The following is a 12,936-nucleotide window of genomic DNA, read 5'->3' on the forward strand; positions in this document are numbered from 1 at the left end:
TACAAACAAAGCTTCAACTTACACAAGCAGAGAAACATCCTACAAAACAATTGCACAAAATAAACTTCCATCCCGCAGTGCATAGGGTTGCACACCATCACCCGGAGAAACTATGCCAAGTCAAACTGATCTGCGTTTTAGCTTTCAGCCGCTTGCAGGCGAAGACGTATTCGAAGTGGTGTCGTTCGAGTTCGACGAAGCGATCAGCTCGCCGTTCCAGCTGAAACTGGAGCTGATCAGTTTCGAGGGCGATGTCGACTTCGGCCAGTTGCTCGACAAACCGGTGCTGTTCACCCTCTGGCGTGGTGAGCGGCCGCTGCGGTACGTGCACGGCCTGGTCAGCACCTTCAGCCAGGGCGAGACCGGCCGTTATCGCACCCGTTACCACGCCCTGGTCGAGCCGGTGCTGGCCCGTGCCAACCTGCGTTCCAACTGGCGCATTTTCCAGCACAAGACCGTGCCACAGATTCTCGAACTGATGCTGCAGCGCCAAGGCATCAACCGTTTCGAGATCAAGAGCCTTGGCGAGCACCAGGTGCGCGAGTTCTGCGTGCAAGCCGGCGAAACTGACCTCGACTTCATTGCCCGCCTGGCCGCCGAAGAGGGTTTTGTCTATCGCTTCGAACACACGCCGGAACAGCACCTGCTGGTCATGACCGACCGGCTGCTGGCCTTCGGGCAGATCAGCCGCGGCGCGATCACGGCCAATGACGAAGATGAAGGGTTTTACGATGACGACGATATCGGCCCCGACCAGGTGCTGTACCGCGCCAACAGCGGCGGTGCTCAGGCCAGGCCGTGCCTGCGCCGCCTGCGTTACAGCGAACAGGTTCGCACCGCCAGCCAGGTGCAACGGGACTACACCTTCACCCATCCGCAGTACCGCCAGGAGCATCGCGCAACTGACAGCAACATCGCTCACCAGTCCCCGCACTACGAGCGCTTCGACTACCCCGGACGCTACAAGCGTGATGCGGTCGGCGTACCGTTCACCGCCACCCGCCTCACAGCCCTGCGCCACGATGCGCGCATGGCCGAGGTGGAAGGCGACGATGAACGCCTGCAACCGGGGCTGAGCTTCACGCTGGTCGAACACCCGCGTGAAGACCTCAACGTGCACTGGCGCACGATCAGCGTGCACCACGAAGGCATCCAGTTCACCAGCCTGCAAGAAGAGGCCGTCAACGCCGATCAGGGCACACGCTACACGCAGGAAGCCGTGCTGGTGCCAGGCAGAGGCGAATGGCGCCCGGCACCGTTGGCCAAACCGCGTATCGATGGCCCGCATATGGCCACCGTGGTCGGCCCGCCTGGCGAGGAGATCTATTGCGACGAGTGGGGCCGGGTCAAGGTCAGTTTTCCTTGGGACCGGGAGAGCAAGAGCAACGAGTTCAGTTCGTGCTGGGTTCGTGTGTCGCAAGGCTGGGCGGGTGGCAGTTGGGGCTCGATGGCGATTCCGCGGATCGGCCAGGACGTGATCATCCACTACGTCAATGCCGACCCGGACCAACCGATGATCACCGGGCGCACCTACTGCGGCGATCAGCTTCCACCGTACGACCTGCCGGAACACAAGACGCGCATGACCATCAAGAGCCAGACCCACAAGGGCGATGGTTTCAACGAGCTGCGCTTTGAAGATGAACTGGGCAGGCAGGAAGTCTTCATCCATGCAGAAAAAGACCAGAACAACGTGGTCAAGCACGATGAAGCTACCCGGATCGGCAACAACCGCAGTGAGCAGGTTGGCCATGACGAAACCCTCACCATCGGTAACGACCGCACGGAAACTGTCGGCAACGACGAACGCATCAGCATCGGCCAAGACGCATTTTTCGATGCAGGGCGCAACCAGATGACCACCATCGGAAAAGACCAGATCCTGGAAGTAGGCAACCATCGCATCGAAAAGACCGCGGCGAACCATACCCTTGAAGTTGGCGGGCACCAGGAACAGAAAATACAGGGCCACATGCATCTGGCTGCCGGGCAGGAGATTCAACAGCACGCCAGGCGTTTCGCGCTGCGCGTGCAGGACGAGATTGTGTTGGAAGGCGCAGGTGGCACGTTCCTGATCAACGAAAGCGGCATAACACTGAAAGGCGTCGCGCTACACATCCAGGCGCCACTGGATATGGTGCCTAGCGGTGGTGGCAACAGCCACCTGGCGACCGGTTCCCCTGCACAAGGCACTGGCCTCGACCACGTCTGCGGCATGCGCCGAGATGGGCGCTGTACGCGTTCGCCCTGCCCTTGCAACAAGGCCAGCGCATGATGGATGAAGCCTACGTCACAGCAGGATGGCCCCGCCAATGCGTCAGCGTCGTGCCTAAACCGAGCTGGCCGCTGCAGGCACCGGGGCATGCCTGGCTGCTACTCAACGGGGAGTGCATACCATCGCTGGCGGATGCCATTCGCCCGTTGTCAGCACCAGGGGAGCACCTTTGGCTACGGCGCGGCACCGCTGATGAATATGAATTGCCCGGCTATCGGGCAGGCCCTCTTCTAGCGCGTGCGAACCCTGGGCTTGTAGCGCAATTTCTCGACACCTGGGGGCCACAGCAGGCGGGCCTGATCCTGTTTGGCCCGCGTGACCTGCCCGCGCTTGCGGGGCAACTCCAACGCGTCAGGCGCTTGACCGCCGCAGACGGCAACTCACTTGCCTTCCATTGGCAAAGCCTGCGCAAGCTCGAAGAGTTGGGCGAAGCGCTTGCACTGCCGCAATTGCGCCATCTGTTCAGCCCTGTGCAGCGAATGATCTGGCATAGCGGGCTCGCGCGCGATTGCTGGCTACAGTTGGCGATCGACGATAGCCCAGATTTCGCTCCAGCCGCCCCCTCCTCGCTGGCCCTCACCAGCGCAGATGAAGCGGCCCTCGGCAGTGCTGCCCACGCCTGGTTCATGCGTCGTGCACGTCATGAGATGGGTCAGCACCTGCAGGCCATGGGCCGGCAGACCGAGCCTTCGGTATTCCACCACCAACTCGCCGACTACGACAGGGAAGCCGGCTATTGCGGGTTCCAGCACGAAGATGACCGCTGCTACTACTTGCAGCTGCGCCTGTTCTTCCCCGAAGAGCCGTTCGTAAAGGACCCCGCCATCTACAACCTGTTGCTCGATACCGAAATCCAGGGACGCCAACGGCTAATGGAGATCAATGACCGCCTCCTCGAAATCTCCAGCCCCATATTGTCGAGATAAGCCAGATGACCAGCACCTATAAACGCGCGATTCAACCCGACCACCCGTGTGCCCCCAAAGTCGGCCAGGCCATTGCCCCGCCACCGTGCGAACGCGGCATTCCCTTGTATCCGGTACGTTACGGCATCGCCGACCAGCCTGGACCGCGAAATCTTCCAGACGCTTGAGGTCGACAGCTACCCGCCCCTGCAAACCGCAAAGGCGTATGGCCTGAGGCTGCTGCGCCCCGGCTGCTATGTGTATCTGTTCTACTTCCAGCACGGGCGAATGAAGACTCGCCACTACCAGGTTACTGAAGACATCCGCTTTGCCCACCTGTGGTGGACCAACGACGATTACAACAGCGACACCCCCGGCAGCCACGCCAGGCCGGATGTGGTGCGCGCTGCTCACACTGTACTGGCGCCCGAAACCCATATTGCCGACACGGTCTACCTGATGGTCAGCGAAGCACTGCTCAGCCATGCCGTACTGTGGCGGATCGAACAAGACCAGGGCGCCCTGCGCAGCAAGCTCGCGATCAAGGTAAAACCGGCGGAGCTGCCCATGCAGCCGCATGTATTCGATGCCGCCTTTGTCGGTAATGCCGTTGCCGAACTGAAAAACACCGGCACCACCGGCATCTTCCCCGCGTTTGCCGGCGCATCTCGGCGGCCGGACTTTGCCGCACGCTACGGCCAGGCGTTGAACAACCTGGTGCGCAATCTGGGCCCACAACCCGGCGTCAGCCCCTTGGCCGTGGCATTGCATGACCCTGTCGGCGTAGTCAGCGAACTGCATCACCTGGTCACCCTCAGCGTCGAGAAAAAAGCCCGCTACGCCGGGCAGCATGCTCATCGCCTACAAAGCGCCAACTTCATTGCAGGCTATTTCAAGGCCGCGGAGGAAGCCGCGGGGCAAAGCGCCGAGACGGCCAGTACCCTTGCCCGCCAGCGCAAGCTGCTGGACTACGACGGCGCGATGCGCTTCCCCGACCTGTATGCCAAGGAGCTGGCCAAACTGGATTACGCCATCGGGCAGCAGGTGAAGGACATTGTCGCCTGGGTGCAACACGTTGGGACCGAGCACCTGTTGAGCCTGGCCCTCAGCAGCTTCGACCTGAAGGTGAAGGCTGTTGCGGATGCCTATGAAGAAGTGGTGTTCGACTGCATCGGTGGGCTGGTGCACTCACACGAGGGGCAGCAGTTGCTGCAACAGGTGGTCATGATGCCGCCCGAACACAGCCCGTTCTGGCTTGCCATGAGCAATGGCAGCCAGGTCTTGGCCAGCCGCATCAAGGACAAGACGGGTGACATCGCCAAAGGCGTGCTTTCAGTGCTGGACAATTACCTTGAAGAGTACGCCGCCACGCCTGCCACCAATGCCTTGCTCGGGCTGCTGCAGGCCCTGCCAGCTTCACATCCGGCGGATGTGCTGGTGCGGCGGTTACGGCATGTGGTGGAGATTCGTTTTAATGCGACGATTGTGATGCATGAGGTCAGTCTTGCGGAATTGATGCGGCAGGCGCGGGAGTTTCAGTTCCAGCAGGCGCCTGGTAGTGAATACCTGAAAACTTGGAAATTGCCGGAGCCCAGAATTGGCCAAGTGGACTTTTCGATTCGCGTGAACATCTATGAATGGGTGAAAGTTGGGGAGACAACCTACGGAAAAATATACAACTCCAATTCGCCCTCTCATGCGTCGCAACCACTTCAAAACGGAAGAAATATTTTTTCCGGTATGCAATCCGTACTTAGCTCTAGCATAGGACCAACGCTAGCAGGCCTCGGAGCATACTTGGCCATTATAAATTTCACCAGCTCAACAAGAAAAATACGGAATAGCGGCAATAAATTATTGAGCTATGCCGATCTGGCAGGTGCAACCACTACACTAATCGGAGCAACTATCGAAATCTCAGCTCTTGCAGCAGCCTTAGGCCATCAAGCTAAAGGAAATTCAGCTTCAGCGATAGGCCTGAGGGTAATATCAACGAGAGTGGGAGTTGCTGTGATAAGCGCGGGAGGGGCTGGCATTGTGTCTGTGACCGATGCGTTGAGGAGCGTCTTCGCTTTACGAGACCAAAACCCCGAACAAGCAGCCCTCTATTTGGGGGCGGCCCTTGCGGGAGGAGTCATTTCTCTAGCTACGTGGGGAGGAGGTACAGCGGCGGCAGCGAGTATGGCAACAGGCGCCAAGGTTGTCGTGCTGGGACTGACACCACTGGGATGGTCGGTAATTGCACTCATTGCCCTCGGTATAGGAATTGCCTTCATGGCAGGCGTAGACATCGCAAAGCACGGACCAGTTGACATTTGGCTAAAGCATAGTGCCTGGGGAAATCACCACAGACGTTATAATAACCAGCAGGAACTCGACGCAATACATAGCTTGTATCATCGTCCTCGACTCGCTGTTGACTGGCAGCAAACATCCGGCTTCCGCGTAGGTACTCTAAGGATCATGTACCAACTACCTGTAGCCAGAGCCGATTTCCAGAGCATATTCGATACCCGTCTTTCTTTTAAAAAGAAGTTGACGACTCTCAAGCCTATCAATGGACCTGTCGCACACACGTTACAGACCAGGTCTTTTGACTTTGAAAGTGAATGCCTCGTAACACCCCTGTATCATGCAGGTAAACCCAGCGGTTGGAGCATTCAAATGCATCAATCAGCGAAAGTTCTATTTGAGTATCTCTTTATTCCCAACCTTGAAAATCCTGAAATTTATTTCCACCATCATGGAGCACCGGAGCCATTAGAATTTAGAGCTGCCAGCCTCATGTCAGACCCGATTGACCCAGCCAAGCTTGAGCCTGTTAAAGCACCCGAGTGACTATGAATACCAAACGAATACCCAGAAACTTTTTATTCGGAAGTACCAAGCTCTATCACGGACTGCATCAGGACCTACCACCTAAACCAGATGGTGTAAGACGCATAAATACAAAGTGCATAGAGCTTGAGACATATGGCAACCACGTACAAGGCGGCAGCGCCGGTTTCATCGGCGTGTCAATACTTATATCCGGAATCATGTCTATTGTCTATGCGATCATCTACTGGCCTGATCGAGAGATGCTCATAGCCATCCTTGTCTGGAGCCCAGCTTTAACGTGCTTCGCGATTGTTTTCTATTTTGCCAACGGTGCGCACCGCTGCCGGGGCACTTTCATTCGCATCAACCGCTTAACCCGCAAGGTGTATTACATTTTCCCTAAGACTCCTCAAACGATGCACGTCATCGACTGGGATCAGATAGAGGGATTTGCGGGATTCATTCCTATTGTTACATCACATGGTTACACCTCACGCCATCCGCTTTACCTGCTTGGTATAGACTACTCAATGAGTCCACCTACTGAAATGTGTATTGCCTGCGGTAATCTCGGAGTCATCGATGGTAATCGCTCTGCACGGACCCTCTGGGCTTATCTACAGCATTTCATGGCACATGGCCCCGAAGATTTGCCACCTCCTCCAAGCCTAACTGCGAAACTTAGTCGGAGAGAAGCAGCCATCCAACCCTATCGAGAATGGCTCCAAGATTTCAAAAAGGAGCTTTGCGAACCATACGGTTGGCTATGGGCCCTTGTTACAGTGCCAATCCGGCTAACACTATTTTTTTTGCTAGCCTGCCTCAACAGTTCAGAGGCATTGATTCAATACAATGTACCTTACGCAACCTTTCCTCATAGCAATGACGTGCTATGTGGCTTTGCCGAAAAGCGCAAACCAATCATCAGACTAAATGGAATCAAGCTTGACAACCAATAAGCAATAACAAGCACCACCTGCACAACCGAGAGATCGATCCTGACCAAAATAAAATTTAACCGTTACTAACCATTAACGCCACCATGAAAATAAGACACCTACCTAAAAACCTTCTCCTTGGAGGTGCGCGCCTTCATCATGGCGCACACCAATCAATTACTCCCGAGCCAGACGGGGTACGACGCATTAATGAAAGATGCATCGAACTGGAAACCTACCTTAACCTTGTTCAAGGAGGAAGCGCGGGGGCAATCGGAGTGACATTATTAGCCTCACCCATAGCTTGCATATCTGCCGGAATAATTGCTGAAATAGTAGTAGGGATAACCAAAGAGATTTTAATAGCCATGCTAATTGCGATGCCTGTGCTGCCTTGTATTGCATTGATATTCTATTATGCCGGAGGCGCGCACCGTTGCCGTGGTGCGTTTATCAGAATCAATCGCATCACCCGCAAAATTTACTTCGTCCCCCCAAGACCCCAAACAAGATGCTTATTTTCGACTGGGATCAGATTGAGGGATTCGTTGGTTTTATTCCTATAGTCACAGCACATACCTACACTTCTCGCCATCCGCTCTACCTGATCGGCATCGACTACACTGAATGTCCACCTACAGAATTATGTATAGCCTGCGGTAATTTGGGCGTTATCGATGGCAGCCGTTCAGCACGTACCCTCTGGGCATACCTGCAGCACTTCATGGCATACGGCCCCGAAGGACTACCAGCTCCTCCTCCCCTCACTGCGAAACTCAGCCGGAGCGAAGCGGCTATCCAACCGTATCGGCAATGGCTTGTCGAATTCAAAAATGAACTTTGCCAGCCCTACGGCTGGCTCAAGGCACCTATAACAATACCAGTCCAGTTAACGCTATGCCTCTTGTACGCCTGCCTGAACAGCTCAGAGGCCTGGATTCAATACAACGTCCCTTACGTCGCCTTCCCTCACGCAAACGACGTGTTATGCGGCTTTGCAGAAAAGCGCAAACCGGTTATCCGGGTAAATGGCATCAAGCTGGACAACTGATGCCTTGACCCTAGCCTTACCAATCAGCGCCTGCTGCGGGCATATCCCGGCCACTCCATGACTGAAGCAATCTGTAAAAAGAGGTCTTCCACCCCATGAAAAGCAACCGGCTTCTGGCGAAACTTGAAAAGCACGCAGAATCGACCGTTAAATCTTCTGCACCCGGCAAAAACAATGCCCTGTACCGGAGCACCACACCTCTCCGACCGGCAGACCCGGACTTCTCGTTACGCAGCGGTTTCATGAACCCTATGTGCGATGCAGCCATGCCCTTGATCGGGCTGACCATGAATCTGCAGGCGCTGGACGAGTACGAGGATATCGAAACCTTGCATCGCCTGGTCCACATCCAGATCAGTAATATTGTGCAAGAGCTGCACCAGCGTTCGTACGAGCCTGTCTTGGTATCTGCCTTCTCGTATGCACTGTGCCTGTATCTGGACGAAACCGTGATGCGCACCTCTTGGGGCCGCAACTCCAATTGGAGCCAGCATCCTTTGCTGGGTGAGTTCCACGATGAGACCACTGGCGGGGTCAGATTCTTCAACTTGCTGGGCAACATGATGCAGGAACCCAAGCGCTGTCAGGAGGTGCTGGAGTTCATGTACCTGATACTTTGCCTGGGGTTGAAAGGTAAATACGCCATCACGCCGGATGGCAAGCAAGTGCTTGACCGCCATATCGCCGAGCTGCGCAAGACAATACGGAAGCTTCGCGGGCCTCTACCCGAGCTGTTTCCGCAGGCTTCGGCCCCTGTAACCCCTGCCAAACCGGGCAGACGTTACTACTGGCCATGGTGGAGCCCATTGTTGATGGCTGCCGGCACCCTTGCAGCCATGTATGGGTATTTCAGCTACCACCTGCACCTTATTACCAACGAGGTGGTGGCCTCGCTGAACAGCATTTTGCAGCAATAACCCGCTTTGTACTTTATATAGAGCAAGCCGATATGCAACTGTGCTGGGAACCTGGGGCTGCTTTGCAGCCCATCGCGACGCAAGGCCGCTCCTACAGGGGGCCGCGTTGCCTCGCGGAGAGAGCACTACAGGCCCCCGACAATGCCCACCTGCATAAAACCATTTGCCCCCGCGCAAACCTGCGTCCGCCATGCCCTTCTTGTACACTCCTCGCAAAAGCCCCCACCTGCACATTTTTTTGGTGAACGCATGATCGAGGTAACCGAGGTTTCCATTGCCGAGCTGCGCGACGCACTCGAGTCGGGCCGCACGACGGCGGTCGAGCTGGTCAAGGCCTATCTGGCACGTATCGATGCCTACGACGGCGCCGACACTGCCACCGCGCTGAACGCCGTAGTGGTGCGCAACCCGCAGGCGCTGAAAGAAGCCGAGGCCTCCGACGCCCGCCGCGCCAACGGCCAGGTGCTGAGCCCGCTGGACGGCATCCCTTACACCGCCAAGGACAGCTACCTGGTCAAGGGCCTGACCGCTGCATCGGGCAGCCCGGCGTTCAAAAACCTGGTGGCCCAGCGCGACGCCTTCACCATCGAGCGCCTGCGCGCTGCCGGTGCCGTGTGCCTGGGCAAGACCAACATGCCACCGATGGCCAACGGCGGGATGCAGCGTGGCGTGTATGGCCGCGCCGAAAGCCCGTACAACGCCAACTATCTGACCGCACCGTTCGCTTCGGGCTCGTCCAACGGTGCCGGCACCGCCACCGCTGCCAGCTTCAGTGCCTTCGGCCTGGCCGAAGAAACCTGGTCCAGCGGCCGCGGCCCGGCCTCCAACAATGGCCTGTGCGCCTACACCCCGTCGCGTGGGGTGATTTCGGTGCGTGGTAACTGGCCGCTGACGCCGACCATGGACGTGGTGGTGCCGTATGCGCGCACCATGGCCGACTTGCTGGAAATCCTCGACGTGGTGGTTGCTGACGACGCAGACCCGCGCGGCGACCTGTGGCGCCTGCAGCCCTGGGTACCGATCCCGGCCGCCTCGAGTGTGCGCCCGGCTTCGTACCTGGACCTGGCGGTGGATGCCGGCTCGCTCAAGGGTAAGCGCTTTGGCGTACCGCGCATGTACATCAATGCCGACAGCGAAGCCGGCACTTCCGAAAAGCCGGGCATCGGCGGCCCGACCGGCCAGCGCATCAACACCCGCGCTACCGTGATCGACCTCTGGCAACAAGCCCGTCAGGCCCTGGAAGCGGCTGGCGCTGAAGTGCTGGAAGTGGACTTCCCGCTCGTGTCGAACTGCGAAGGCGATCGCCCGGGTGCGCCGACCGTGTACAACCGTGGCATCGTCAGCAAGGAATTCCTCCATGACGAACTGTGGGAGCTGTCGGGCTGGGGCTTCGATGACTTCCTGCGCGCCAACGGCGACCCCAAGCTCAACCGCCTGGCCGATGTCGACGGCCCACAGATCTTCCCGCACGACCCGGGCACCCTGCCCAACCGTGAGGACGACCTGGCGGCCGGCATGGATGAATACGTCAACATGGCCAAGCGCGGCCTGAAGACCTGGGACCAGATCGAAACCCTGCCCGACGGCCTGCGTGGCCTGGAGCAGACCCGCAAGCTGGACCTGGAAGACTGGATGGACCAGTTGGGCCTGGACGCCGTGCTGTTCCCGACGGTGGCCGACGTGGGCCCGGCCGATGCCGACGTCAACCCGGCATCGGCGGACATTGCCTGGAGCAACGGTATCTGGGTGGCCAACGGCAACCTAGCGATCCGTCACCTGGGCGTGCCGACCGTGACCGTGCCAATGGGCGTGATGGCCGATATCGGCATGCCGGTGGGGCTGACCTTTGCCGGGCGCGCTTATAGCGACAACGCATTGCTGAGCTACGGTGCGGCCTTTGAGGCGACCGGCTCGCGCCGCATGATCCCGCCGCGCACGCCAGCGCTGGGCTGAGTTTGACAGGGGCCGCTTTGCGGTCCATTCGCGGGTGAACCCGCTCCCACAGGGACCCCACGGTATTCAAACCTGTGGTGAACCTGTGGGAGCGGGTTTACCCGCGAATGGGCCTGAAAAAGTAAATCGCCGAATTCAACTTTATGTGTAAAAATACACAAAAAGTTGATTTTGCGATCTATCATGCCCATTACCCCCAACGAAGAACGCCAGCTCACCCTCACCGTGCTCAAGGCCGCCATCCAGGCCCTGGGCAGCGTTGCCGCGCGCAACATGGAAATCCTCCTGCACGACCTCGACCACCCCGAGCACTCGGTGGTGGCGATCGTCAACGGCCACCTTTCCGGCCGCAGCATCGGCAGCCCGATCCTCGCCGCACCGGAGCAGGACCAGGGTTTCAAGGCGCTGATGCAGGCCTCGGCCGACCAACACGGCTGTGAGCCGGTGGTACTGCCCGACTACCCCACTACGCTCAAGGGCCGTACCCTGCGCAGCGCCACGGCCATCTTCCGTGACAGCAGCGGCCACCCGTTCGCCAGCCTGTGCGTCAACACCGATGTCACCGGCCTGGACGCGGCCATGAACTTTCTCCAGCAGTTCCAGCCCCTGGGTGCCACACCCGCCGTCAACGAGCCCGCCGACATGGAATTGCTGATGAGCGAGATCATCCAGGCCGCGCTGCAACGCAGCGGCCAGGGGCGGATGAACAAGCAGGCCAAGGTCGAAGCCGTACGGGTGATGCAGGAGCGTGGCCTGTTCATCGTCAAGGGTGGTGTCGAGAAGGCCGCCAGTGCCCTCGGCGTCACCCGCTACACCATCTACAACTACCTCGAACAACTGCGCGGAGCCAGCCAATGACCTTGCACATTCCTACCCCCCTGATCGAATCGCGCCCGCTGTCGCTGGCCGCCGGTCGCAACATCTGGCTCAAGCTCGATGCCCTGCAGCCCTGCGGCTCGTTCAAGCTGCGCGGTGTGGGCTACGCCTGCGAGGTACATGTGGCACGTGGCGCCAAACACTTCGTGTCATCCTCGGGGGGCAATGCCGGCCTGGCGGTTGCCTATGCCGGGCGCAAGCTGGGGGTGCCGGTGACCGTGGTCGTGCCCGAGACCACCACTGAACGGGCCAAGGAGCTGCTGCGCCAGGAAGATGCCAAGGTGCTGGTGCACGGCAGCTCCTGGCAGGAGGCCAACGAACTGGCGCTGACCCTGGTCGGCGCTGGCGATGCTTTCATCCACCCGTTCGACGACCCGTTGCTGTGGGCGGGGCATGCCAGCCTGGTCGACGAAGTGGCGGCGGCCGGGTTCAAGCCCGATGCCGTGGTGCTGTCGGTGGGCGGTGGCGGGCTGCTCAGCGGTGTGGTCGAAGGGCTGCAGCGCAATGGCTGGGGTGATGTGCCGGTGCTGGCCGTGGAGACTGCCGGTGCTGCCTCGCTGCACGCGGCCATGCAGGCCGGGCACACGGTAGAGCTGCCGCGCATTGCCTCGATCGCGAGCTCGCTCGGTGCCAAGCGGGTGGCCGAACAGGCGCTGGCCTGCACGCTTCAGCACCCGGTGCACAGCCATCGGGTCAGCGACCGAGCGGCGCTGGAGGCTTGCGAGCGGTTCTTGCGTGATCATCGTGTGTTGGTGGAGCCGGCGTGTGGGGCGGCGTTGGCGTTGGCTTATGATGCCAACGCACTGGGCGGTTTCCAGAATGTGCTGGTGGTCGTTTGTGGTGGCGCTACCGCTACTCTGGAACAGATTCAGGACTGGTTGAAGCAGGTTGATTGAGCTTGTCTGAACCGGCCTCTTCGCGGGTGAACCCGCTCCTACAGGGATATCACCAGGCCTGAGGGCGGCGCGGTTCCTGTGGGAGCGGGTTCACCCGCGAAAAGGCTGGCACAGGCAACGCATCATGGATGGTCCGCCCCTGCCATTGGTCAGGCTGTCATCAGACTGTTCCCTTCTCTCTGTACTACTACCCCAGCACAGCCGGAAAAATTTACCGGTAACCGTACCAACGCAGACGAAAAACGCCTTGCGCCCTTTCGGTCTGCAGCAAGTGAAGGCACAATGCGTGTCCTTTTTTTGGCCGG

The 12,936-nt window shown here is 58.7% G+C and carries 9 protein-coding genes; all 9 read left to right on the forward strand.

Annotation, left to right across the window (positions count from 1 at the left end; translation table 11 throughout):
• The first annotated feature begins 112 nt into the window (after positions 1-112).
• On the forward strand, positions 113-2,275 hold the full coding sequence (locus tag IAE39_RS09060) for a type VI secretion system Vgr family protein (RefSeq protein WP_201201434.1): 2,163 nt from the start codon (positions 113-115) through the stop codon (positions 2,273-2,275).
• Positions 2,272-3,201, forward strand: a complete 930-nt coding sequence (locus IAE39_RS09065; protein ID WP_201201435.1) for a DUF4123 domain-containing protein — start codon at positions 2,272-2,274, stop codon at positions 3,199-3,201. Before IAE39_RS09060 ends, IAE39_RS09065 begins: the two co-directional genes overlap by 4 nt.
• Positions 3,202-3,249: 48 nt before the next feature.
• Complete coding sequence (locus IAE39_RS09070; protein ID WP_328825601.1) at positions 3,250-6,018, forward strand: toxin VasX; 2,769 nt, start codon at positions 3,250-3,252, stop codon at positions 6,016-6,018.
• Positions 6,019-6,020: 2 nt separating this feature from the next.
• On the forward strand, positions 6,021-6,959 hold the full coding sequence (locus IAE39_RS09075) for a DUF6708 domain-containing protein (RefSeq protein WP_201201439.1): 939 nt from the start codon (positions 6,021-6,023) through the stop codon (positions 6,957-6,959).
• Between the two features lie 490 nt (positions 6,960-7,449).
• Complete coding sequence (locus IAE39_RS09080; protein WP_201201440.1) at positions 7,450-7,989, forward strand: hypothetical protein; 540 nt, start codon at positions 7,450-7,452, stop codon at positions 7,987-7,989.
• Positions 7,990-8,084: 95 nt separating this feature from the next.
• Entirely contained in the window at positions 8,085-8,906 is an 822-nt protein-coding gene (icmH, locus tag IAE39_RS09085) for a type IVB secretion system protein IcmH/DotU (RefSeq protein WP_201201445.1), read from the forward strand.
• Positions 8,907-9,155: 249 nt separating this feature from the next.
• A complete protein-coding gene (locus IAE39_RS09090) occupies positions 9,156-10,859 on the forward strand; it encodes an amidase (RefSeq protein ID WP_201201451.1) in 1,704 nt (567 codons plus the stop codon).
• Between the two features lie 183 nt (positions 10,860-11,042).
• On the forward strand, positions 11,043-11,717 hold the full coding sequence (locus IAE39_RS09095; protein ID WP_201201454.1) for a helix-turn-helix transcriptional regulator: 675 nt from the start codon (positions 11,043-11,045) through the stop codon (positions 11,715-11,717).
• Positions 11,714-12,631: a pyridoxal-phosphate dependent enzyme gene (locus tag IAE39_RS09100; RefSeq protein WP_201201456.1), complete on the forward strand. Its 918-nt coding sequence runs from the start codon at positions 11,714-11,716 to the stop codon at positions 12,629-12,631. The genes IAE39_RS09095 and IAE39_RS09100 overlap by 4 nt, the downstream gene beginning before the upstream one ends.
• Positions 12,632-12,936 lie beyond the last annotated feature (305 nt).

Source organism: Pseudomonas sp. S37, assembly GCF_016658545.1.
Taxonomy (GTDB): Bacteria; Pseudomonadota; Gammaproteobacteria; order Pseudomonadales; family Pseudomonadaceae; genus Aquipseudomonas.